Raw genomic sequence first — 23,212 nt, 5'->3', positions numbered from 1 at the left:
GTTTTCTTATGTCAAGAGAAACGTTGATAAAGGCGACAAAGAAAGGCGGATGAAGATGACGAAGCAACCATTTAACGATACATTTTTGCGCGCTTGTCTCGGTGAAAAAACGGAATATGTTCCGGTATGGTATATGAGGCAGGCCGGTCGTTCTCAACCGGAATATCGGGCCCTTAAAGAAAAATATTCATTGTTTGAAATTACGCATCAACCGGAATTGTGCGCTTACGTAACACGTTTGCCAGTAGAACAGTACAATGTTGATGCGGCCATTCTTTATAAAGATATTATGTCACCGCTTCCATCGATCGGGGTGGAAGTCGATATTAAAGCAGGAATCGGACCGGTCATCTCTAATCCAATTCGTTCGCTTCAGGACGTTGAAAAATTAGGAGAAATCCATCCGGAAGAAGATGTACCATATGTACTAGAAACGATTCGCCTGCTCACAACGGAGCAGTTGAGTGTTCCGTTAATCGGGTTTGCCGGAGCGCCATTTACATTGGCGAGTTACATGATTGAAGGCGGGCCGTCGAAAAATTACAATAAAACAAAAGCGTTTATGTATGCCGAACCGAAAGCATGGTTCGCTCTAATGGACAAGCTCGCTGATATGACGATTCGCTACGTGAAGGCGCAAATTCATGCGGGGGCAAAAGCGATTCAAATTTTTGACTCGTGGGTCGGCGCGGTGAATGTTGAGGATTATCGCTATTTTATTAAACCGACGATGGAACGAATTTTCTCAGCGCTGCGCGAAGAAAACGTGCCGCTCATTATGTTCGGTGTTGGGGCTAGCCACTTGGCAAAAGAATGGAATGACTTGCCGCTTGATGTGGTCGGGCTTGACTGGCGTTTGCCGATTAGAGAAGCGAGGGCTAACGGCATTACAAAGGCGGTGCAAGGGAACCTCGATCCGGCTGTACTGCTTGCGCCGTGGGAGGTCATTGAAGAAAGGGTCAAGCGAATTTTGGACGAGGGGATGGAGCAGCCAGGCTATGTGTTTAATTTAGGACACGGCATTTTCCCAGATATCCAACCAGAAACATTAAAGCGCTTGACGGCATTTATTCATGAATACACATCGCGTAAATAAAATTGAGGTGTTGCACATGGCAAAAAAGAAAATGGGGCTTCTTGTGATGGCTTACGGCACTCCATATAAGGAAGATGATATTGAGCGCTATTATACACATATCCGGCATGGAAGAAAACCGTCTCCTGAGATGCTGCAAGATTTAAAAGAGCGTTACGAGGCGATTGGAGGCATTTCTCCGCTGGCAAAAATCACGAAGGAGCAGGCCGAAGCTTTAGAACGACGGTTAAATGAAATACAAGATGAAGTGGAATTCCGCGCGTACCTAGGACTTAAGCATATCGAACCGTTTGTGGAGGATGCGGTACAACAAATGCATGCCGACGGACTTGAGGAAGCGGTGAGCATCGTTTTGGCTCCACACTTTTCCACATTTAGCATTCAATCATACAATGCGCGCGCGAAAGCGGAAGCTGAAAAGTTGGGCGGTCCAACTATTCATACGATTGACAGCTGGTATCAAGAGCCGAAGTTTATCGATTATTGGGTTGAAAAAGTAAAGGCGGTATATAGCCAAATGAGCGAGGAAGAGCAGGAAAAAGCAGTGTTAGTTGTATCAGCACACAGTTTGCCAGAAAAAATTATTGCTGCCGGCGACCCATATCCAAAACAACTGCAAGAAACAGCCGATATGATTGCCGAACGTGCTGGCATTACACAATATGCTGTCGGCTGGCAAAGCGCAGGAAACACGCCGGAACCTTGGCTCGGACCAGATGTTCAAGATTTGACAAGACAGCTGCACGAGGAAAATGGATATACATCGTTTGTGTATATTCCGGTTGGATTCGTAGCGGAACATTTAGAAGTGCTCTACGACAATGACATTGAATGTAAAAACGTCACAGACGAAATCGGTGCCAACTATTACCGGCCAGACATGCCAAATGCCGACCCTTCATTTATCGATGCGCTAGCAACAGTTGTTTTAAAACGGGTAAAACTTATATAAAGAAGGCGATGAAACGGTGAGCGACAAAAAGAAAACAGTTGTTGTGATCGGAGGCGGAATTACAGGAATGGCAGCTGCTTACTATTTGCAAAAAGCAATTAGAGAGCAGCAATTGCCAATTGAATGCAAATTGATTGAAGCGACCCATCGCTTAGGTGGAAAAGTACAAACAGTGATTCGGGATGGATTTGTCATTGAAAGGGGACCGGACTCTTTTTTAGCGCGAAAACAAAGTGCTTTTCGCCTCGTGCGCGAAGTAGGTCTGCAAGATCAAATTGTGCATAACGCCACTGGAAAATCGTATATACTCGTCAACGGAAAGTTGTATCCAATTCCTGGTGGATCGGTGATGGGAATCCCTACAAAAATACGCCCATTTGTGATGACAGGGCTATTTTCGCCAATCGGAAAGCTGCGGGCGGCTTTTGATTTTATTTTACCACCGACAAAAGTAGAGGGAGATTTATCGTTAGGACAATTTTTTCGCCGAAGACTCGGGGATGAAGTAGTGGAAAACTTAATTGAGCCGCTTTTGTCCGGGATTTATGCTGGAGATATCGATCAATTAAGCTTGATGGCGACGTTCCCTCAGTTTTTTCATGTCGAGCAGAAACACGGTAGTCTTGTGCTAGGAACGAAGCGCACAACACCGAAACAGGAGAACCAGAAGCATAAAAAAGGAATTTTTCAAACGTTAACGACAGGGCTGCAATCATTGGTTGATGAAGTAGAAAAAAGGTTAGAACCCGGCAGCGTGCTCAAAGGAATTCGCGTTGACAAAATTGAAAGGCATCATACCAATTATCGACTAATTTTAAGTAGCGGCGATGTTTGGGAGGCTGATAGCATTGTCATCGCTACACCACACCAAACAGTGCCGGGAATGCTTCCTGATTATTCGTTTTTTGAACCATTTAAAGCCATTCCGTCCACTTCGGTGGCGACGGTTGCGCTTGCTTTTCCGGAGAATGCGATTGAGCAGGATATCGATGGCACAGGGTTTGTCGTATCGCGACGCAGTGATTACACCATTACTGCCTGTACGTGGACGCACAAAAAATGGCCGCATACTGCGCCGAAGGGAAAGGCGCTTTTGCGCTGCTACGTAGGACGTCCGGGAGACGAGGCGATTGTAGAGCAATCAGATGATGAAATTGTGAATGTTGCTATGGATGATTTAAATAAGATTATGCGTATTAACGGCCGTCCCGAATTCGCTATTGTTTCCCGTTGGAAAGAAGCGATGCCGCAGTATATCGTCGGACATAAAGAGCGGCTGGAAGCAATTAAATCAAAAATGGCTAAACAGCTCCCTGGCGTATTTTTAGCGGGAAGTTCTTACGAAGGATTAGGATTGCCTGACTGTATTGACCAAGGAGAAGAAGCGGTCAAAAAAGTGCTTGGTTATTTGCAAGTGAATAAACAAACAGCAATAGAGGTTAACTAATAGCAAGTTAACCTCTTTACTTTTTGTTGTCGCCATGATAAGATGTCAATACCGAATGACCAAATAGTCCATTTAGTCAGATTGAGGGATGAAGAACATGTCAGTAAATCGAAAACAGCAAATTATTGAGGCCGCTACAAAATCTTTTTCATTGTTCGGCTATAAAGCAACAACGATCGATCAAGTAGCGAAGCTTGCGAATGTTGGAAAAGGAACGATTTACACATTTTTTAAGAGCAAAGAAGAATTATTAGATGAGATTATCTCTTCCGTCATTGTAGAAATTAAAACAGCAGCGGAGCAAGTGATGAGTGATGACCAGTCCTTTTTTGAAAATGTTCATCGCGCTTTGTATCGTATTTTAGAGTTCCGCAAACAGCATCAGTTAACGATTAAATTGCTGCAAGAGGTCCGCGATATCGGCACTCCTGCTGTTCAAGAAGTCATGGGCAAGTTGGATCGAGCGATTCTCGCGTATATTCGAGATAAAATTGAAAAAGCGATGGAAAAAGGGGAGATTCGCCATTGCGACGCAGAGATTACTGCTTTTTTGATGTTAAAAATGTATATTGCTCTTGTGTTTGAGTGGGAAAAAAGCCATGCTCCGCTTTCTAAAGAGCAAATTGCTGAGCTATTTGAGCTGTACTTTTTTAAAGGATTGTCAAAATGATGGTCCTTCTTCTTTTTTGAAAGATGTGACTAAATGAACAAAATGGTCAATTGTACAAGGAGGGGGAGCGATGAAAGGAATTTCTCTATGGCTTCAAGAGTTAAAAACAATAGTAAGCAATCGGAAAATGCTCGTTCCGATTATTGCTGTTTTATTTATTCCTTTACTGTATAGCGGAGTGTTTTTGTGGGCTTTTTGGAATCCTTATGGTCATTTAGACCAACTGCCTGTAGCCGTTGTTAATAATGATCACGGAACAGTTTTCAATGGGGAAAAATTGAGGATCGGCAATGACTTGATGAAAAAATTAAAGGAAAAGAGGACATTCGCATGGCATTTTGTTTCTGAGAAGGAGGCAGTAAAAGGGCTAAAGCAGCGTAAATATTATATGGTTGTTAAAATTCCTGAAAACTTTTCTGAAAATGCCGCCACGATTCAGAATGAACACCCGAAACGGATGGATCTCATTTATATGCCGGATGAAGGGAGCAATTTTTTATCAGCGCAAATTGGCAGCAAAGCGGTTGAGAAAATAAAAGAAGAAATTGCTACAACGGTGACAGCTGCCTATGCGGAAGCAATGTTTGATAGCGTGAAAAAAATGGCTAAAGGTCTTCAAGATGCGAGTTCTGGAGCGACACGATTGCATGAAGGCATCTCATCGGCAAAAGACGGAGCAATGCAATTGCAAGAAGGCCTCCATTCAGCACAAAGTGGAGGCATCCAACTTCAAAACGGCACGAAGGCGGCGGGAAACGGAGCAGCGGAAATATATAAAAATTTAAGTTTACTAGCTGAAAAATCAGCTTCTTTTGAAGATGCCTTGAAATCAGCAAGCGAAGGAGCAGGGCGATTGAACGAAGGCCTTCAGCAATTTAATGACGGATTGGGGCGTCTTGCGCAAGGCCAATCACAGTTGTTAGATGGCGCGAAAAAAGCGAGAGACGGCACGGAACAGCTATCTGATGGATTAAAACGATCGGTTGTTGGGATGAAGCAAATGCAGGAAAAAGCGCCGCAATTAACGGCTGGTGCCTTGCAGTTGAAAAACGGAGCGAACAACCTTTCCGTTTCTTTGGAACAATGGAAGCAAGGAGCAGAAAGTACAAAAGCAGGGGCGGTTCAAGTGAGCGATGGATTGCAGCAAGTGCTATCCCAGCTTGATGCGATGATTGCCCAAACGACTGACGCGAATGACAAGGCCGCTTTGCAGGCGCTAAAAAATAATTTGCTGCCGTTGGCTGAAGGAAGCAAGCAAGTGGCTGGAGGAGTAGCGCAACTGTCGAGCGGGGCAAGCGCGTTAAAAACAGGAGCAGACCAACTTGCCCTAGGCTCATCGCAGCTTTATGACGGAGAGCAGGCTCTAAGCGGTGGATTTAGGCAGCTTTTAGCGGGCCAAGAGCGTCTTGCCTCAGGCGCGGATGCGCTTTTGGCGGGCCAGGAACAACTCGTTCAAGGATTGACGACTTTTGGAGAAAAGGTATCTGAAGCGAAGCAAGGGGCCACCGAGCTTGCAGAGGGAAGCGGCCAACTGGCGACAGGGTTGCATCAACTTGCGGACGGTTCAGCACGCATGCATACGGGAGCCAATCAGCTTGCTTTGGGATCAGGAGCATTGGTTCATGGCATGAGTGAACTAAACAACGGAACGTCAAAGCTTTTAAATGGAATCAATCGACTTTCTGACGGCTCTAATCAGTTGACAGCAGGTATGCAGCAATTAACTAGCGGCTCGAAGGAGTTGGCGGAAAAATTGACTGACGGCGCGAAGCAAGCAGGAGATGTGAAAGCCAACGATGAGATTTACCGCATGTTTGCCGAACCGGTAAAAATAAAAAATGAACAGATTCATCATGTGCCCAACTATGGAACGGGAATGACTCCTTATCTGTTGTCGTTAGGGCTATTTGTGGGCACGCTTCTTTCAACGATTGTTTTTCCGCTGCGTGAATCGGTCGATGTTCCGCGCTCGGGGTTCAGCTGGTTCATTAGTAAGTTTGGCATTTTGTTGATCATTGGAACAATACAAGCGTTATTAGCGGATGCGGTGTTGCTCTTTGGATTAGGAATCGATGTGCAGAGCGTAGCCAAATTTATAGCGTTTAGCATCATTACGAGCATCACGTTTATGTCGCTCATTCAATTTCTTGTCACGTCATTGGGAGATCCTGGGCGGTTTATCGGCATTATCATATTGATTTTGCAACTAACATCGAGCGCCGGAACGTTTCCGATTGAATTAGTTCCAAAAGTGTTGCAACATATCACGCCTTGCTTGCCGATGACGTACTCAATAAGGGGATTCAGAGCGGTGATTTCAACCGGAGATTTCAGATTTATGTGGGAAAACGCGTTCACTCTTATCGGGTATAGCGCTGTTTCAGTTATGTGTACCATTTTATATTTCAGTGTTCTGTATAAGAAACAGTTTTATAAAGTTGAACAAAATGCAACAAAAGCCCCTCAGGTATAGCCGCCTGCATGGGGCTTTTTTCAAAAAATTTTTGAGATTACTAGTTGAATGTTCCTATAAAGTTCATTATAATTCAAATATGAAAACGATTTCACTTACACGCGAAAAGCTGCGTCTCGGCAGGCAAGGAGGTAAGCAACGATGTCAACGATTGAAGATGTAGCCAAGTTGGCAGGGCTTTCGCGGACAACAGTGTCAAGGGTCATCAATAACCATCCTTATGTGTCCGAAGATAAGCGAAAACTCGTCATCGAAGCAATGAATCAGCTTGGATATGTTCCGAATTCTTCGGCACGAAGCTTGCGCAGTCAAAAAACAGATGTTATTGCACTATTTGTTCCTAGAATTATGAATCCGTTTTTTAGCCAACTAGTCGAATCGATGGAAATGGCTGCTGCTGAAAAAGGCTACCAACTTATCATTTGCCAAACAAGGTATTCACCGGAAAAAGAATTGAACTACATGAACTTATTGAAAACGAAGCAGGTGGATGGCGTCATTCTTGCATCAATTCAAAATGAATGGAAAGTGCTTGAGCCGTTTTTAGACTATGGGCCGATTGTGCTATGCAATGAATTCGATGAACAGGCCAATGTTCCATCGGTCATGCTTGATCAAGCGCAAGGAGGGTACATAGCAACGAAGCATTTGCTAGAACAGGGCCATCGTCGCATTGCATACTGTCAAGGCGGCACGCGAAGCAATGTAGCTAGCCATCGGGAGATCGGATTCCGTCGAGCGCTTCTGGAATACGGGATCGAGTTTGAAGAGCGGTATGCTTTTCGAGATGCGTTTTCGAGCGAAGATGGCAGGCGAGTGTTTCATCAAATGATGAAGCTGTCCGCTCCACCGACTGCTGTATTTACCGGCAGCGACGAAGTGGCGGCTGGCATTGTTTCGGAAGCAATCAAATGTGGATACAGCGTTCCCGAACAGCTTGCGGTAGTAGGTTTTGACAATCAAGCGATTACTGAGTTAATGGAACCGACAATCACAACCGTCCATCAGCCGGTTGAAAAAATGGCGCACAAGGCACTCGAAGTAATGGTTGAAAAAATTCGTTCGCGAAAATACCGTCGGCGTGAAGTATATGAGTTTCCAATCGAACTGATCGTTAGAGAGTCGACGGTGTCAAACAGGCTTGCTAAATAGCAGCTTTCGTGGGTGTGAAATCGATTTCTTGCATCGTTCAATTAAATAACGGGGGGTACATGTATGAAAAAGGCGGTAAAAGTATCTTCTGCAATGCTAGCGCTTACTCTTGGATTAGCAGCATGCTCCAACAGTGAAACAACGAACGAAGGGGCGAAAGACAAAGATAAAAAAGATGCGCAAAAAGGCAAATCAAGCGAAGTAGTGAAAATCGTATATGCCCGTGGTCAAGATGCCACAAAAGCAACGGAAAAAATTATTGAAGCGTTTGAACAGTCCCATCCAAACATCAAAGTAGAATTCCGCGAAATGCCTTCGGATTCAGGAAAGCAGCACGATGCATATGTGACGATGTTAAATGCCCAATCATCTGAAATCGATGTCATGGATCTTGACGTCGTTTGGCCGGCGGAATTTGCACAAGCAGGCTATACATTACCTCTTGACCGTTTTATTGAGAATGATGGAGTAGATCTCAGCAAATATAACCAAGGGGCATTGGCAGCTGGTAACTTTAACGGAAAGCAATGGGCAATGCCAAAATTCATCGATGCTGGGATGCTATTCTATCGAACAGATATTGTTCCGAAAGATAAAGTGCCAAAAACATGGGATGAATTATTGGCGGCAGCAAAACAGTATAAAGGAAAAGGCGGCACAAAATTTGGCTATTTAATGCAAGCAAAACAATATGAAGGCTTAGTATGTAACGCGGTAGAATTTATCGCTTCCTATGGCGGACAAATTGTTGATAAAAACAATAACGTTGTTGTCAACAGCCCAGAAACGATTAAAGGCTTGAAAAAGATGGTTGAAATCGCTAAATCTGATGTGGTGCCAAGCAATATTACAACATTCACTGAGCCTGAATCTCATACAGCGTTCATTGAAGGGCAATCTCCGTTTATTCGCAACTGGCCTTATCAATATGCATTAGCGAACGATAAAGAACAGTCAAAAATTGTTGGCAAAGTTGGCGTAGCGCCGCTTCCAGCAGGCGATAAAGGTTCAGCAGCGACATTAGGCGGCTGGATGACAGCGATCAATAAATATTCAAAACATCCAAAAGAAGCATGGGAATTCGTGAAATTTATGACAGGGCCAGAAGGGCAAAAAATTTCAGCCATTTATGGCGGCTTAGCGCCAACGCTTCCTGAATTGTTCAAAGATTCGGATGTTTTAAAAGCAAATCCGTTCTTTGGTGAACAAGGATTTGTAGACGCGCTTAATGCGGCAGTGCCACGTCCGGTAGTTCCGAACTACCCAGAGGTATCAGAAATCATCCAAATCAATGTATCAAAAGCTCTTGCAGGAGAGCTAACGGTTGAACAAGCGGTTGCGAACATGGAAAAAGAGATTAAGGCTGCATTGAACAAATAATGTTGACTTAACGATTTAGTTAGCCTCTAGGTCGCTGTTTTGCCAGCACCGGAGGCTAATTATCCTTTATGCATAGGGGGAAAGCTGCATGAGGAACGAAAAACGCGCAGAGCGCATATTGGGGTATACGCTCGTTGCTCCGGCATTGCTGCTCATTTTGGCTGTCGCGATTTGGCCTGTTATTCAATCATTTTATTACAGTCTCTTTGACTATCGGTTAAACGACCCGACCAAATCCTCAATTCACTTAAATTACAGCCTCGATTTAGAAGGATATTTACAAAACTATCCATTTTTGAAAAGCTCGTTAATGAAAGAACAGGCAACAGCCGATGAGAGCGTCAAAGAAACATTGGCTGCTGTAGAAAAGAAACTGCAAAAAATGGATCAAACGATTCGTTCGGATAAAGAAGTGGCGAAACGTTATGATCAAGTTGACGAAGCGCTCAACAATTTTGAATCTCCAAGCGACAGCATTAAAATTGTAGAACTTGATGAAAAGGCAGCCCAACAATTCAATAACACCGTTCGCGATATCGTTCAAACCCTTACTCGTATGAAAGAAGAAGGAGAGTTAACGCAAGCCGATAAAATTGTTGGACTTGCCAAAGGGTTAAAAGGAGTCGTTATTGAACCGAACTTTATAGGTTTAAAGCATTATAAAGATAGTTTAAGTGACCCGCGTCTATGGAAAGCGCTATGGAACACCACGTCATTTACAGTGATTTCTGTTGCGATAGAGCTCGTTTTAGGTCTGGGCATTGCACTTTTAATTAATAAAGCATTTTTCGGGCGCGGGCTTGTGCGGGCCACGATTCTCATTCCTTGGGCGATTCCGACGGCTGTATCAGCATTAATGTGGAAGTTTTTATATGACGGCCAGAACGGAATTGTCGCTAAATATTTTGCGGATTTGGGCCTTATTGATAGAATGGGAGATTTATTGACGAACGAAACGGGTGCCATGTTTTCAGTTATTTTCGCTGATGTATGGAAAACAACGCCTTATATGGCGCTGTTGCTATTGGCAGGATTACAAACCATTCCGAGTTCTTTGTACGAAGCAGCTTCTATTGACGGGGCAACGAAATGGCAACAGTTCATCAAAATTACGTTGCCGCTGTTAAAATCGAGCATTTTAGTGGCCTTATTGTTCCGTACACTTGATGCGTTCCGCGTCTTTGACTTAATTTACGTGCTCACAGGCGGTGGTCCGGCGAACTCAACGGAAACGATATCAATTTTGGCCTATAAAGTCATGTTCTCACAGACGAATTTTGGAGGCGGTTCGGCGCTTGCGGTGATCGTCTTTATCTGCGTTGCTATTATTTCGATGATTTATATTAAATTGCTAGGTGCGGATTTGCTCTCTGATAAAAAATAGCGAAGGGGTGAGAGTATGCAGAAAAAAGCTGGCCCGCTGTTTTATTTATTTTTAGCTGCTTTCGTATTTTTTGTCATGTTTCCGTTTTTATGGATTTTGTTAAGCTCGATTAAACCGCTTACTGAGTTGTTCGGGGACAGTGCATTTAACTGGTTCGCAAGCCACCCTACATTCAAATCGTACGTGTCGGTATTTTTGAATTATCCGTTTTTGCGATATTTGTGGAACAGTACTGTTGTCGCAACGGTTACGACGGTTTACACAGTGTTTGTGGCAGCATTTGCCGCGTATGCCATTGCCCGCCTTGAATTTAAAGGGAAGGCGGTTATTCTCGGGCTCGTTTTAGCGGTGTCGATGTTTCCGCAAATTGCGACCATTTCTCCAATCTACATGTTTGTGAAAAAGTTTGGCTTAACCAATAGCTACTTAGGATTAATTATTCCGTATACGACATTTGCGTTACCGCTATCCATTTGGCTTTTGGTGACGTTTTTCCGCAAAATTCCGTTCGACTTAGAAGAGGCGGCGAAAATGGACGGGGCAACGCCGATGCAAACATACTTTAAAGTCATTTTACCGTTGGCGGTACCAGGCGTGTTTACAACGTCGATTCTCGTTTTTATTGCTGCTTGGAACGAATTTTTATTTGCGCTGACGATCAATACCGCTGAAAAATATAAAACCGTCCCTGTCGGCATTGCCATGTTCCAAGGGCAGTATACGATTCCATGGGGCGAAATTTCTGCGGCGACGGTGATTGTGACCATTCCGCTTGTCATTATGGTCTTATTGTTCCAAAGACGAATTGTTTCCGGTTTAACGTCTGGTTCGGTCAAAGAATAGAAAAATGGATGGCGATAAAAAGGATGCTCTGTAAAAAGAGCATCCTTTTTTGTTAACGATGATGGACGACGCCTAAACAGTCGCTGCATTTATTTCCATAACATTCATGCTGCTCTTCGATTTCTTTCCCGCATTCGGCGCATTTTTTCGGCGGGAGGTTTTTAAAAAATTCAACAACGCTCATTAACATGGTGATCGCCTCCGTTCATTTGTTAATTGTATTGTATTATAACAGTATTTAATTAGTCAATAACTGTTTTAAAACAAAATTCAGCAATGATGCAAAATATTGGAGAATTATGTATGATGAAGAAAAGAATATAGAGTAGAGGTGAATAGTAATGAAGGTGACAGTTATTGGATATTGGGGCGGATTCCCGGCGGCGAATGAAGCGACATCTGGCTATTTGTTTGAACATGAAGGATTTCGGCTGCTTGTCGATTGCGGCAGCGGTGTGCTGTCGAAACTGCAAAACTATGTGACAGTAGAAGAGCTGGATGCGGTTGTCGTGTCGCACTATCATCATGATCATGTTGCGGACATCGGCCCGCTGCAGTACGCCCGGCTCATTAAAACGAATCTCGGAGCGGCGTTGCCGGAACTGCCGATTTACGGACATTCATTTGACAGCGATGGCTTTACACGGCTTGCCTATAAAGGGCTCACTAAAGCGATCGCCTATGACCCAGATAAAACGCTTGAAGTTGGTCCGTTTACGATTTCATTTATGAAAACAGCTCATCCGGTCATTTGTTACGCGATGCGTATTACAGCGGGCGGAAAGTCGGTGGTGTATACAGCAGATTCCAGCTATTTGCCGGAGTTTGCGCCGTTTTCTCAAGGGGCTGACTTGCTTATTTGCGAGTGCAACTTTTATGCGGGGCAAAACGCGGCACAAGCGGGACATATGACGAGCGAAGAAGCGGCGACGATTGCGTGCGATGCCAATGTCAGCGAGCTTTGGCTTACGCATTTGCCGCATTTTGGCGACCATTCGCAGCTCATCAGCGAGGCCAAAGCCGTATTCAATGGAGCGGTAAAGCTTGCAAAAACGGGGCTTGTGTGGGGCGAATAACGGACAAGGCGAGCAACATTATTGCTCGTCTTTTACTGTGTAGGAGGAGGGGAAGATGGTAAATAAATTAAGTTGTCATTTGTTTTTCTGTATATTTTTGAACAAAAAAGTACGTCTATGTCAAAATGAAAATGACGGCAAAGTGAATAATAAGTAGTAGCTCATAGTTACCAATGCTCATTATTTGTTGAGCACACTTTTGCTGGTTGAATTGCTAGGAAAGGCCTAACCTTTTCCCTTGCTCTTCCAATTTTTTTTAAATATAATATATTTAGAATTTTTTTAATTATTAAATGAATGATGATTCATTCATGGATTCGATAGGGGGAGGGAGTTTGATGAATTTATCTTCGCGGTTGGCAGAAATAGCCGAGCAGCTGCCGGAAAAGCTAGCGTATGTATATGAAGGGGAGCGTGTTACATACGGCGAACTGGATGCAGCGGTTACGAAATTTGCAAGCGGTTTGTGTCACATGGGGATTGGAAAAGGGGATCATGTTGCGTTACTGCTCGGAAATTCGCCGTACTTCGTCATCGGTTTGTATGGCGCGCTGCGGGCGGGTGCGACAGTGATACCGATCAACCCGATTTATACGCCGGATGAAATCGGCTATATTTTGAACAACGGAGATGTCAAGGCGGTCATCGGGTTCGATTTGCTTGTTCCGCTATTTATAAAGATGGAGGCGCATCTGCCGAAAATCGAGCATATCATTGTTTGTGAAACGCCGCAAGGAAAAGCGCAAGGAATTTCGCTTGCGAGCCCCAAAATGAAATCGTTTACAGAGATGTTGGCATCAGGAGATGTTCATTTCGAGGCTCCTGCGCTTCGCGAAGATGATACAGCCGTTATTTTATATACGTCAGGAACAACCGGCAAGCCGAAAGGAGCGATGTTAACGCATAAGAACCTTTACAGCAACGCGCAGGATATCGCCAATTATTTAAAGATTAACGACAGCGATCGCGTCATTGCGACGCTGCCGATGTTCCACGTCTTTTGTTTGACGGTTGCTTTGAACGCCCCTCTTATGAACGGAGGAACGGTGCTCATTATTCCAAAATTCAGTCCGGCGAAAATTTTTGAGATTGCTAGAGAAGAAAAAGCGACGATTTTTGCTGGCGTGCCGACGATGTACAACTTCTTGTATCAGCACGAAGAAGGGAAAGCGGAAGATTTCGCGACGCTGCGCCTTTGCATTTCCGGCGGGGCCTCCATGCCGGTAGCGCTTTTGAAAAACTTTGAACAAAAATTTAAGGTGATTGTATCGGAAGGGTACGGGTTATCGGAAGCCTCCCCGGTCACGTGCTTTAATCCGCTTGACCGTCCGCGCAAACCAGGATCGATCGGCCGAAGCATTTTAAATGTAGAAAATAAAGTAGTGAACGAATTCGGTGAGGAAGTGCCGGTCGGAGAAGTCGGAGAGTTGATTGTACGCGGTCCAAACGTCATGAAAGGGTATTATAAAATGCCGGAGGAAACGGCGCATACGATCCGCAATGGCTGGCTGTATACAGGAGATTTGGCGAAAATGGATGAAGAAGGGTATTTTTATATTGTGGACCGGAAAAAAGATATGATTATTGTCGGCGGCTATAACGTATATCCGCGCGAAGTAGAAGAAGTGCTTTACGGCCATCCGGATGTCATGGAAGCAGCGGTGATCGGCGTACCGGATCCGAGTTTCGGTGAAGCGGTGAAATGTTTCGTCGTTTCGAAAAATCCGGATTTAACCGAGGAAGCGCTCATTGAATATTGCCGCCAACATTTAGCGAAGTATAAAGTTCCGAGTTTCATTGAGTTTTTAGAAGAACTGCCAAAAAACACGACCGGAAAAATTTTAAGAAGGGCGTTGAAAGAACAATTAGCATCCAACTAAGCATAAAAAGCGCTGAATGATTCGGTATTTTTGTATGAATATCTTTTTCCTTCTGTAAAGTTCATTTCGGTTCCCGCAAACAGAGCAACAGTTTTTTTATCTCTATTAAAGCAATTCTTCTCAAGCGAATGACTTACATAGCCTGAGTCTATGTCTCTAAGGGCTCAGGCTATTTTATTTTTCCTAGAGATGTTAGGGGTCATGTACAGGAATGAGTTGTCGTGTATATCTTTTCAACTGTTTAGAAAGGAAAGACGGGTCGTTCTGAAAAAATAAATGCCTCTTTCTGTCCATCTATTAGAATTAAGAGAAATGATGAATATGGTATAATTATATTTATTCAAAGAATAGAGTAAATTTTATAAAAGGGGAGGGGAAGAAAAAGATGGAAACGGTTTTAACAGCGAAAAAATCGTCATCGTTTCGGCAAGGGGCGCAGGCAGGAGTAAGCATTGCGATTGGATATATGCCGATCGCACTAGCATTCGGTTTTCTTGCGAAAACAACAGGGCTCTCACTATGGGAGGCTGTGTTGATGAGCGTCATCGTATTTGCCGGTGCGTCGCAATATATTGCCTTGAATTTGCTGTCGCTCGGCACTGGGGCGTTTGAAATTGTGTTGACAACGTTTATTTTAAATATTCGTCATTTTCTTATGTCTGCATCATTAAATGAAAAAGCAGAACTCGATGCATTATGGAAAAAGGCGCTGTATGCATTTGGCATTACGGATGAAACGTTTTCTGTGGCGGCGACGAAAGAGGGAACGGTGAACGCATCCTATATGTTCGGACTTATTGCATTGTCGTACGGAAGCTGGGTGGTGAACTCAGGCATTGGATATCTGGTGGGATCAAAGGTTCCGGAAAATTTGAAAGAAAGTATGTCAGTAGCGTTGTATGCCATGTTTGTCGGGCTGCTCGTTCCATCCCTAAAGAAGCAGCGGAAAGTAATTTGGCTTGCCGGATTGGCGGCGATTTTCAACTCGATTTCGCTTCTAGTATTCCATGTGCCAAAAGGATGGGCGATTGTTATTGCTACGCTGTTAGCATCTGTCGCTGTTCAATATTTTTCAAGGGAAAGTGAGGAGAACGGGGATGCGCAGTGAGATTGTTTGGATGATTGTTGCAATGGGGCTCGTTACATATATTCCGCGCATGCTTCCGCTCGCTGTTTTTCATCGCGTGAAGCTTCCGCCGTTTTTTCAAGGGGTATTAAAAAACGTTCCGTACGCGACGCTAGGAGCGCTCATTGTGCCGGGAATTTTTCTTATTCATGAAGATCGCCTGTTTGGCGTTCTTGGATTTGTGAGCGCTTTTATCGCGGCATGGCTCGGGGCGAATGTCATTGTTGTTGTGCTTGCTTCGGTTCTCGTGTTGAGTTTGTATGCAATGATATAAGCAGAAACCACCGTACTTAACGACGGTGGTTTTTCATTTGATTTCGTCCATAATTGCTTTGTATACGGTTTGAACATTAAAATTTTTGCTCCCCATGCCGAATTGTTCGATTAAGCGGTTGTTTTTATCGAGCAAGTATGTATTGGTTGTATGAATAATCATGCCGTTTCCGGGATCGCGATATTGAAAGTTAAAGGCATCGGCTACTTTTTTTGTGTCTTTTTCATTTCCGCGAAGCAATACCCATCCTGCATCGTCCGGATGGATGCCAAATGTTTTGGCGTACGCCTGCAGTTTTTCGCGTGTGTCGCGCGTCGGATCGATCGTGATTGTTATAAATTCAACTTTGTTTCCGAACACCCCGTTTACTTCAAGTTTTTTTCGCAATTTCGTCATTTCAAATGTTGTATTTGGGCAAATATCGGGACAATTCGTATAAATAAACTCGAGAAGACGCACTTTCGGTTTCATTTGGCTAAAATGATATGGCTCGCCCCAAGCGGTTTCCAATGTAATATTGCGAGGAAGTGCCATTTGCCATTGGCGATATACGGAAAAATAAAGAATACCCGCACCGACGCAAATGACAAATAGGCTAGCAAATATCCAGTATACTTTTTTCAAATGCTTCACCCCCATTTTCATCATACATGAAAAAAGGACAAAAAACGAATAATGATTGTGAATTTTATCTGACGTTCTAACTTAAAGAAAAACGACTACACTAGTATAGTACGAGCGTGCATAAAAGAGGGGGGTTTTATGAAAAAGATCATTCGTTGGAGTGTCATCATTTACGCGTTATATTGCATCGGTATCGCCTTTTATTTATTTGTGCTTGCTCATTCGTCCATTCCTTCTGCATGGAAGGGAACAAGCGCGGATCCGGCAACGTTTCTGACGCCGCGAGAGTTGCTTTTAAGTGAACATTATTCACAACTAAAGAACTTTTTATATTTTATTTCGCTACCATATGAATGGATTGTTTATTTGATCATTTTGTTCAAGGGAATATCTAAAAAGATGGAACTATGGGCGACTCGCGCAACAAGATGGTGGATCGTGCAGGCAGCCGTTTACGTGTTTTGGCTATCCCTTATTGTTTCTGTTGCAACGCTGCCCCTCGATTTTATCGGCTATCGCATTTCGCGGGCATACGGCATTAGCACACAACCATTTTTGAACTGGTTGCGGGATGAAACAACAGATTTTTTAGTGAATACAGTATTGCTGATCTTCATTATAATTGTGCTATATTGGCTTATTCGCCGTTTCGAAAAGCGTTGGTGGTTATATGCTTGGATCGTTTCAATACCGTTTACCATTTTTTTGATGTTCATCCAGCCGGTTGTGATCGATCCGTTATATAACAGTTTTTATCCTCTTAAGGATAAGGTGCTTGAGGAAAAAATTTTAGCGATGGCACAACGAGCGCATATTCCTGCCGATCATGTGTTTGAAGTAAACATGTCCGAAAAAACGAATGCGTTGAATGCTTACGTCACAGGCATTGGTTCTCATGCGCGCATCGTGTTATGGGACACGACGTTAAAACGTTTGAAAGAGCAGGAAGTGTTATTTATTATGGCGCACGAAATGGGACATTACGTTATGAAGCACGTGTATTGGGGAGTAGCTGGCTATATCGTTCTTATTCTGTTTGGATTGTTTGTGACGAACCGTTTGATGCGATGGTCGATAGGAAAATGGAGGGGGCATTTTCAAATTAAAAGCATCGGCGAACTTGCTTCATTGCCGCTATTGTTGCTGACAATTTCGCTGCTTCAGTTTGCTGCAAGTCCTTTTGTTAATGCGGTATCGCGGTACGAAGAGCACGCTGCTGACAAGTATGCGATTGAATTGACGCAAAATACAGACGCAGGAATTTCTACATTTCAAAAACTGGCGCAAGCAGGACTTAGTGAAGTGTATCCACCGGCTCTTGTGAAATGGTTCCGCTATACCCACCCAACGATTTTTGAAAGAATCTTGTTTTTAAGGAGTGTAAAATCGAAAGATGACAAATAGCAGAAAGGGGACTTTCTGCTTATTTTTTTTAAATTTAAAAAAATAGTTTGATTTTTATCAATACTGTTATATAATAACAACAGAAATAAAAATATTTGTATTATAACAAGAAAGGCGGGGGAATATGGAAACGCAAACATCTGGTCTTCATGTGAAGGGGCGCATGAAGGCGGAATACGAAACGATTTTAACCACTGATGCGCTCCAATTTGTTGAAAAATTAGAGCGCCACTTTGGGGACCGAAGAAAGCAACTGCTCGAACGAAGAAGAGAACGCCAACGTGAATTGGACTCGGGAAAACTGCCAGACTTTTTAGAAGAAACAGCACATATCCGCAACAGCGATTGGACGGTCGCTCCACTTCCTCTAGATTTGCAGGATCGCCGCGTTGAAATTACCGGTCCAGTCGATCGGAAAATGATCATCAATGCCCTCAATTCCGGAGCGAAAGTATTTATGGCCGATTTTGAGGACGCGAACTCCCCAACTTGGGAAAACTGCATTGAAGGGCAAATTAATTTGCGCGATGCAGTTAACCGAACGATCACCTATGAATCTCCTGAAGGAAAAAAATATAGATTGAAAGAAAAACCAGCTGTGCTGAAAGTTCGTCCGCGCGGCTGGCATTTAGAAGAAAAGCACGTAACGCTTGACGGAAAGCCGATTTCTGCAAGTTTGTTTGATTTTGGACTTTATTTTTACCACAACGCTAAAACGTTAATTGCCAACGGTTCGGGCCCGTACTTTTATTTGCCGAAAATGGAAAGCCATTTAGAAGCCCGGCTTTGGAATGACGTGTTTGTTTTCGCGCAAAATGAACTGGGCATTCCGCAGGGAACGATTAAGGCGACGGTTCTTATTGAAACGATTTTGGCAACGTTTGAAGCCGATGAAATTTTATATGAGCTTCGCGAACATTCCGCAGGCCTCAATTGCGGGCGTTGGGATTATATTTTCAGCTATTTGAAGCGCCTTCGCAATCAGGAGAGAGTCATTCTCCCTGACCGAGCGCTTGTTACGATGACGGTGCCGTTTATGAGAGCTTATTCTTTGTATGTAATTCAAACATGCCACCGCCGCAATGTTCACGCGATGGGGGGAATGGCGGCACAAATTCCGGTCAAGGACAATCCTGAGCTAAACGAGCAGGCGTTCCAAAAAGTTCGGGCTGACAAGGAGCGCGAGGTGCGTGACGGCCATGATGGAACATGGGTGGCCCACCCGGCGCTTGTTCCGGTTGCAATGGAAGTGTTTGATCGAGAAATGCCGACCCCAAATCAAATTCATCAGAAGCGTGAAGATGTCTATGTAACAGCGAAAGATTTGCTTGAAGTGCCAACAGGACCAATCACAGAAGAAGGGGTACGGACAAATATTAATGTTGGCATTCAATATATTGAATCGTGGCTGCGCGGCCGCGGGGCAGCACCGATTCATCACTTAATGGAAGATGCTGCCACCGCTGAGATTTCACGTGCGCAACTTTGGCAGTGGATTCGCCATCCAAAAGGTGTCTTAGATGATGGACGAAAAGTGACAGAAGAGTTATTCCAGCAGCTGAAAAAGGAAGAACTTGAAAAGATTAAGGAAGAAGTAGGGGAGGAAGCGTTTCAAAACGGGCGTTTTCGAGAAGCGGTGCAATTATTTGAAAAGCTCGTGTTAGATGATGAATTTACTGAGTTTTTAACCATTCCGGGATACGAACTTTTATAAAAATAGAGGGGGAGAGGAAAATGGTACGTGATGAAAGAGTAAGACAATTAGAGGAAAGCTGGAAAATGGATGAGCGCTGGAAAGGAGTGGTGCGTCCTTACTCAGCAGAAGATGTCATGAAATTGCGCGGTTCGATTGATATTGAATATACGCTTGCTCGCCGGGGGGCAGAAAAGCTTTGGCATCTGTTAAATACGGAAGATTACGTTCATGCCCTTGGCGCTTTAACCGGGAATCAAGCGATTCAACAAGTAAAAGCAGGGCTAAAAGCCATTTACTTAAGCGGCTGGCAAGTAGCAGCTGACGCCAATCTTGCGGGACAAATGTACCCGGATCAAAGCTTATATCCGGCAAACAGCGTGCCGCATGTTGTCAAACGGATTAACCAAGCGCTGCAACGCGCCGACCAAATTCAGCATTTAGAGGATAGCGGCGACATTGATTATTTTGTGCCGATTGTCGCGGATGCGGAGGCTGGATTCGGCGGCCAGCTGAACGTGTTTGAGTTGATGAAAGCGATGATTGAAGCGGGAGCAGCAGCGGTTCACTTTGAAGATCAATTGTCTTCCGAGAAAAAGTGCGGTCATTTAGGCGGAAAAGTATTGCTGCCAACGCAAACAGCGGTGCGCAACCTCATTGCCGCGCGTCTTGCCGCTGACGTGATGGGGGTCCCTACCGTCCTTATTGCCCGTACTGATGCCAATGCGGCCGATTTAATTACGAGCGATATCGATCCGCGCGATCAAGAGTTTATTACGGGTGAGCGTACACCAGAAGGATTTTATCGCACAAAAGCGGGGCTTGATCAGGCAATTGCCCGCGGTTTAGCTTATGCGCCATACGCGGATTTAATTTGGTGTGAAACGAGCGAACCAAACCTAGAAGAAGCGCGCCGTTTCGCCGAGGCGATTCATGAGAAATTCCCTGGCAAACTTCTTGCTTACAATTGCTCGCCGTCTTTCAACTGGAAGAAAAAATTGGACGATGAAACAATCGCCAATTTCCAAAAAGAGCTCGGCAAAATGGGATATAAATTCCAGTTTGTCACATTGGCAGGATTCCATGCGCTCAACTACAGCATGTTTGAGTTAGCCCGCGGATACAAAGAACGAGGTATGGCTGCATACTCGGAATTGCAGCAAGCGGAGTTTGCCGCAGAAAAGTACGGGTATACAGCAACAAGACATCAGCGTGAAGTCGGCACCGGATATTTTGATGAAGTTGCACAAGTGATTTCCGGCGGCCAATCGTCCACTGTGGCGCTTAAAGGGTCAACGGAAGAAGAGCAATTTACAACAGCTTAACGTAACTATGAACGTTCCTTCATTGATAATATAAGGAAAGCTGTTTGTGAAAAATCGACGAATAAAGCGACTTGAAACAAATTTTTCAATGGCTGTAAAGTTTAGTGTGACGTTCAAAGGGGAACATGGGGGATTATATAGATTTAATAGAAGGCTCACAACATGTGTGAGCCTTTTTTGCATGTTTTGGAAAAAATAAACCATGATAAAAAGAGGAGGTGTCGCATAATGAAGAAAAAAGAAAGAGAACTGCCGCTTGATTCGGTTTTAAATCCAGAAATAAGAATGAGCACTGATTTTCATTTCCGTCAGGCTTTTTTGGATGAGGATGCGTATGCCGGCGATTCGCTAGGGGAGCATACAGCGATCGAACAAGCGAACGAATATTTAGCGGATGAAGAACTGCAGCAAATCTTTCATAACTCTTGAGCGATTTTTAGAAATCGCTCTTTATTTTTTTGAAAATATAGAAAAAAATAACTTTTAATGGTATGATGTAAATGTACAAATAATTCTGAATAATACGAGGGGTGGATGAATGATGAAAGTGAATGAATTTATTGTTCTCGATGATTTTATTGTAAGCCGTTATACGATGGCTATCTTGCCTCATCATTTTGATGATCACCGCTACTCGAAAGTAATTGAAGAAGACGGTGAGTACATCGTCAAGCTCAAACCGATTGATATTATCGCTCGTAGCTGCCATTACTATGGCTCAAGTTTAAAAGGGAGAAAGGAAGGAACAAAAGAAATTATAGGCATTACCCATAAACCCCCGATTGCTGTTGAGCCACTCAACGAAATTTATGTATTTCCAACGACATCCCCGAATGATGCAAGATGCGTATGGATTTCTCATATGCATGTGCTAAAATACGAGCCTTCTCGTGGAGACAGAACGAACGTGTATTTTACAAACGAGAAAAGCATTTGCCTCGAAATTTCCTATCATTCATTCGTCAATCAGCTCTATCGCACTGCACAGCTAAGAACGAAATTATCCGAACGAATGGAAGCGCGAGAGCGGAAAATGAAATACTTTTTTCGAATGGATAAAACAAAAGACTGGTTATCATGAGTTTTTAAAAGTTGCTAAACTTCTCTCTATTTATATTCCCCTCACAACCGTGTAAAATAAAAGTGACAGCAACAATGTGAATGGGGAGTATTCATGGACTTTGAAACGTTAAAAGAATCGCTTACTTTAAAACATGTATTAGAACTATTAGAACATTACCGATCTTTCGGAATGTTGCCCGGCGTTATTGTAACGTTATTAGAATCTTTTTTTCCGATTCTCCCGATGTTTGTGCTTGTAATGGCTAACGCGGCTGCTTTTGGATTTTGGCAAGGGATGATGATTTCATGGATCGGCGCTTGCCTTGGATCAATCTTAGTTTTTTTGCTTGCAAGGAAAGTCGGACAAAAGCAATTTTTTAAATTTTTAAGCCGCTATCAAAAAGTGAATCAGCTTGTCAATTGGGTAGAGCGCCATGGCTTTGGTCCGCTATTTTTACTATTCTGTTTTCCGTTTACTCCGTCAGCTATTATTAATGTTGTTGCGGGGTTGTCAAGAATTAGCAGACAGCAGTTTATTCTGGCGGTTTTATTTGGAAAAATGGTCATGATTTTTGTTATTAGTTTTATCGGGTATGATCTTGAGGCATTAGCTAAACAGCCGCTTCGTACAGTAATTGTAGTCGTCATCATTTTTCTTTTGTGGTATGCGGGAAAGAAAGTAGAGGCGAGGTTTTCGTTAACTGAAAAGGCAAGTAAAGAAGATTCTTAAACCGGGTGGGCAATGATTATGAACAAACGACCAATTTATAGGAGAAAATCTGTTATATGGGGAATCGGGTTGTCTCTCGTTTTTCTTGTTCGTTTCTTGTTCTTTACCAACTATGTGGTTGAAGGCGAGTCGATGATGCCGACGCTTCAGGAGGGAAATTTACTCATTGTTAATAAATTAGGAAGCATCCAACGATTTGATATTGTGGTGTTTCATGCGAATGCGCATGAGGACTATGTAAAGCGCGTCATTGGCTTGCCCGGAGATCAGATCGTGTATAAAAACGATGTATTATATGTTAACGGAAAACCGATGGAAGAGCCGTATTTAAAGCCATATAAGCGCAAGTTGGTGGATGGAAAATTGACCGGCGATTTTACGCTTGAGGAAGTAACCGGAGAAAAAACGGTTCCTAAAGGCTGTGTGTTTGTGTTGGGAGATAACCGTTTAAGCAGTTGGGACAGCCGGCATTTTGGATGTATTAAAATGAGCCAAATTGTAGGGAAAGTCAATGTCCGTTATTGGCCGTTTAACGAAATTGGGACACGTTTTTAGAAAAAGGTATTCATCGAAAGAACAATGAATACCTTTTCTTTTTTTGAAAAATTAGGTAATGGATGG

At 43.6% G+C, this 23,212-nt stretch carries 22 protein-coding genes; 20 read left to right on the top strand and 2 right to left on the bottom strand.

The annotated features are described in order from the left end of the window. The first annotated feature begins 55 nt into the window (after nt 1-55). The 9 genes from hemE to N667_RS0107515 all read left to right on the top strand — a co-directional run bounded on the left by hemE (nt 56) and on the right by N667_RS0107515 (nt 11,397). Nucleotides 56-1,096, top strand: coding sequence for a uroporphyrinogen decarboxylase (hemE, locus tag N667_RS0107555; RefSeq protein WP_027409019.1), 1,041 nt, complete (start codon nt 56-58; stop codon nt 1,094-1,096). A gap of 16 nt (nt 1,097-1,112) precedes the next feature. Next, nucleotides 1,113-2,048: a ferrochelatase gene (gene hemH, locus N667_RS0107550; RefSeq protein WP_027409018.1), complete on the top strand. Its 936-nt coding sequence runs from the start codon at nt 1,113-1,115 to the stop codon at nt 2,046-2,048. 16 nt (nt 2,049-2,064) lie between these two features. Continuing rightward, nucleotides 2,065-3,495, top strand: a complete 1,431-nt coding sequence (gene hemY / locus N667_RS0107545; RefSeq protein WP_027409017.1) for a protoporphyrinogen oxidase — start codon at nt 2,065-2,067, stop codon at nt 3,493-3,495. Nucleotides 3,496-3,592: 97 nt separating this feature from the next. After that, nucleotides 3,593-4,165 carry a TetR/AcrR family transcriptional regulator gene (locus tag N667_RS0107540; RefSeq protein ID WP_027409016.1) on the top strand — a complete coding sequence of 191 codons (573 nt, stop codon included), beginning with the start codon at nt 3,593-3,595 and terminating at the stop codon, nt 4,163-4,165. A gap of 70 nt (nt 4,166-4,235) precedes the next feature. Then, nucleotides 4,236-6,638 carry a YhgE/Pip domain-containing protein gene (locus N667_RS0107535; RefSeq protein ID WP_027409015.1) on the top strand — a complete coding sequence of 801 codons (2,403 nt, stop codon included), beginning with the start codon at nt 4,236-4,238 and terminating at the stop codon, nt 6,636-6,638. A gap of 141 nt (nt 6,639-6,779) precedes the next feature. After that, entirely contained in the window at nt 6,780-7,790 is a 1,011-nt protein-coding gene (locus N667_RS0107530) for a LacI family DNA-binding transcriptional regulator (RefSeq protein WP_027409014.1), read from the top strand. 63 nt (nt 7,791-7,853) lie between these two features. After that, a complete protein-coding gene (locus N667_RS0107525; protein WP_027409013.1) occupies nt 7,854-9,170 on the top strand; it encodes an ABC transporter substrate-binding protein in 1,317 nt (438 codons plus the stop codon). Between the two features lie 88 nt (nt 9,171-9,258). Then, nucleotides 9,259-10,554 carry a carbohydrate ABC transporter permease gene (locus N667_RS0107520; RefSeq protein ID WP_027409012.1) on the top strand — a complete coding sequence of 432 codons (1,296 nt, stop codon included), beginning with the start codon at nt 9,259-9,261 and terminating at the stop codon, nt 10,552-10,554. Nucleotides 10,555-10,569: 15 nt separating this feature from the next. After that, complete coding sequence (locus N667_RS0107515; RefSeq protein ID WP_027409011.1) at nt 10,570-11,397, top strand: carbohydrate ABC transporter permease; 828 nt, start codon at nt 10,570-10,572, stop codon at nt 11,395-11,397. Nucleotides 11,398-11,449: 52 nt separating this feature from the next. Here N667_RS0107515 and yhfH read toward each other — a convergent pair whose 3' ends face one another. Continuing rightward, complete coding sequence (yhfH, locus tag N667_RS19370; RefSeq protein WP_084278977.1) at nt 11,450-11,587, bottom strand: protein YhfH; 138 nt, start codon at nt 11,585-11,587, stop codon at nt 11,450-11,452. Between the two features lie 151 nt (nt 11,588-11,738). Between yhfH and N667_RS0107505 the strand changes: the two genes are divergently transcribed. From N667_RS0107505 to N667_RS0107485, 4 genes are all read left to right on the top strand, one after another. Beyond that, nucleotides 11,739-12,473 carry an MBL fold metallo-hydrolase gene (locus tag N667_RS0107505; RefSeq protein WP_027409010.1) on the top strand — a complete coding sequence of 245 codons (735 nt, stop codon included), beginning with the start codon at nt 11,739-11,741 and terminating at the stop codon, nt 12,471-12,473. A 338-nt stretch (nt 12,474-12,811) separates the two neighbouring features. Next, nucleotides 12,812-14,353 (top strand): fatty acid--CoA ligase family protein, encoded by a 1,542-nt coding sequence (locus tag N667_RS0107495; protein ID WP_027409009.1) that lies wholly within the window; start codon nt 12,812-12,814, stop codon nt 14,351-14,353. A gap of 385 nt (nt 14,354-14,738) precedes the next feature. Beyond that, on the top strand, nt 14,739-15,461 hold the full coding sequence (locus N667_RS0107490; protein WP_027409008.1) for an AzlC family ABC transporter permease: 723 nt from the start codon (nt 14,739-14,741) through the stop codon (nt 15,459-15,461). Next, a complete protein-coding gene (locus N667_RS0107485; RefSeq protein ID WP_027409007.1) occupies nt 15,451-15,753 on the top strand; it encodes an AzlD domain-containing protein in 303 nt (100 codons plus the stop codon). Before N667_RS0107490 ends, N667_RS0107485 begins: the two co-directional genes overlap by 11 nt. Nucleotides 15,754-15,786: 33 nt before the next feature. On the opposite strand, the gene N667_RS0107480 is transcribed toward N667_RS0107485, so the two are convergent. After that, a complete protein-coding gene (locus N667_RS0107480) occupies nt 15,787-16,377 on the bottom strand; it encodes an SCO family protein (protein ID WP_027409006.1) in 591 nt (196 codons plus the stop codon). A gap of 138 nt (nt 16,378-16,515) precedes the next feature. Between N667_RS0107480 and N667_RS0107475 the strand changes: the two genes are divergently transcribed. The 7 genes from N667_RS0107475 (at nt 16,516) to lepB (ending at nt 23,146) form a co-directional block, all read left to right on the top strand. Further along, entirely contained in the window at nt 16,516-17,781 is a 1,266-nt protein-coding gene (locus tag N667_RS0107475; protein WP_027409005.1) for a M48 family metallopeptidase, read from the top strand. A gap of 124 nt (nt 17,782-17,905) precedes the next feature. Continuing rightward, nucleotides 17,906-19,495 carry a malate synthase A gene (gene aceB / locus N667_RS0107470; RefSeq protein ID WP_027409004.1) on the top strand — a complete coding sequence of 530 codons (1,590 nt, stop codon included), beginning with the start codon at nt 17,906-17,908 and terminating at the stop codon, nt 19,493-19,495. A gap of 20 nt (nt 19,496-19,515) precedes the next feature. Continuing rightward, on the top strand, nt 19,516-20,799 hold the full coding sequence (aceA, locus tag N667_RS0107465; RefSeq protein WP_027409003.1) for an isocitrate lyase: 1,284 nt from the start codon (nt 19,516-19,518) through the stop codon (nt 20,797-20,799). Between the two features lie 228 nt (nt 20,800-21,027). Continuing rightward, the gene (locus tag N667_RS0107460) at nt 21,028-21,228 is read left to right on the top strand and encodes a hypothetical protein (RefSeq protein WP_027409002.1); all 201 of its coding nucleotides are present in this window, start codon (nt 21,028-21,030) and stop codon (nt 21,226-21,228) included. 112 nt (nt 21,229-21,340) lie between these two features. After that, the gene (locus tag N667_RS0107455) at nt 21,341-21,880 is read left to right on the top strand and encodes a competence protein ComK (RefSeq protein ID WP_027409001.1); all 540 of its coding nucleotides are present in this window, start codon (nt 21,341-21,343) and stop codon (nt 21,878-21,880) included. Nucleotides 21,881-21,973: 93 nt separating this feature from the next. Further along, nucleotides 21,974-22,591, top strand: a complete 618-nt coding sequence (locus tag N667_RS0107450; protein ID WP_027409000.1) for a TVP38/TMEM64 family protein — start codon at nt 21,974-21,976, stop codon at nt 22,589-22,591. 18 nt (nt 22,592-22,609) lie between these two features. After that, nucleotides 22,610-23,146, top strand: a complete 537-nt coding sequence (gene lepB, locus N667_RS0107445; RefSeq protein ID WP_027408999.1) for a signal peptidase I — start codon at nt 22,610-22,612, stop codon at nt 23,144-23,146. Nucleotides 23,147-23,212 lie beyond the last annotated feature (66 nt).

The organism is Anoxybacillus tepidamans PS2 (assembly GCF_000620165.1).
GTDB lineage: Bacteria > Bacillota > Bacilli > Bacillales > Anoxybacillaceae > Anoxybacteroides > Anoxybacteroides tepidamans_A.
This window is presented reverse-complemented; position numbering and strand designations above follow the sequence as displayed.

Bases quoted from the DNA above. Each gene is read 5' to 3' on its own strand.
- hemE (WP_027409019.1), top strand. From the start codon at position 56: ATGACGAAGCAACCATTTAACGATACATTTTTGCGCGCTTGTCTCGGT.
- hemH (WP_027409018.1), top strand. From the start codon at position 1,113: ATGGCAAAAAAGAAAATGGGGCTTCTTGTGATGGCTTACGGCACTCCA.
- N667_RS0107540 (WP_027409016.1), top strand. From the start codon at position 3,593: ATGTCAGTAAATCGAAAACAGCAAATTATTGAGGCCGCTACAAAATCT.
- N667_RS0107535 (WP_027409015.1), top strand. From the start codon at position 4,236: ATGAAAGGAATTTCTCTATGGCTTCAAGAGTTAAAAACAATAGTAAGC.
- N667_RS0107530 (WP_027409014.1), top strand. From the start codon at position 6,780: ATGTCAACGATTGAAGATGTAGCCAAGTTGGCAGGGCTTTCGCGGACA.
- N667_RS0107525 (WP_027409013.1), top strand. From the start codon at position 7,854: ATGAAAAAGGCGGTAAAAGTATCTTCTGCAATGCTAGCGCTTACTCTT.
- N667_RS0107520 (WP_027409012.1), top strand. From the start codon at position 9,259: ATGAGGAACGAAAAACGCGCAGAGCGCATATTGGGGTATACGCTCGTT.
- N667_RS0107515 (WP_027409011.1), top strand. From the start codon at position 10,570: ATGCAGAAAAAAGCTGGCCCGCTGTTTTATTTATTTTTAGCTGCTTTC.
- yhfH (WP_084278977.1), bottom strand. From the start codon at position 11,587: ATGTTAATGAGCGTTGTTGAATTTTTTAAAAACCTCCCGCCGAAAAAA.
- N667_RS0107505 (WP_027409010.1), top strand. From the start codon at position 11,739: ATGAAGGTGACAGTTATTGGATATTGGGGCGGATTCCCGGCGGCGAAT.
- N667_RS0107495 (WP_027409009.1), top strand. From the start codon at position 12,812: ATGAATTTATCTTCGCGGTTGGCAGAAATAGCCGAGCAGCTGCCGGAA.
- N667_RS0107490 (WP_027409008.1), top strand. From the start codon at position 14,739: ATGGAAACGGTTTTAACAGCGAAAAAATCGTCATCGTTTCGGCAAGGG.
- N667_RS0107485 (WP_027409007.1), top strand. From the start codon at position 15,451: ATGCGCAGTGAGATTGTTTGGATGATTGTTGCAATGGGGCTCGTTACA.
- N667_RS0107475 (WP_027409005.1), top strand. From the start codon at position 16,516: ATGAAAAAGATCATTCGTTGGAGTGTCATCATTTACGCGTTATATTGC.
- aceB (WP_027409004.1), top strand. From the start codon at position 17,906: ATGGAAACGCAAACATCTGGTCTTCATGTGAAGGGGCGCATGAAGGCG.
- aceA (WP_027409003.1), top strand. From the start codon at position 19,516: ATGGTACGTGATGAAAGAGTAAGACAATTAGAGGAAAGCTGGAAAATG.
- N667_RS0107460 (WP_027409002.1), top strand. From the start codon at position 21,028: ATGAAGAAAAAAGAAAGAGAACTGCCGCTTGATTCGGTTTTAAATCCA.
- N667_RS0107455 (WP_027409001.1), top strand. From the start codon at position 21,341: ATGAAAGTGAATGAATTTATTGTTCTCGATGATTTTATTGTAAGCCGT.
- N667_RS0107450 (WP_027409000.1), top strand. From the start codon at position 21,974: ATGGACTTTGAAACGTTAAAAGAATCGCTTACTTTAAAACATGTATTA.
- lepB (WP_027408999.1), top strand. From the start codon at position 22,610: ATGAACAAACGACCAATTTATAGGAGAAAATCTGTTATATGGGGAATC.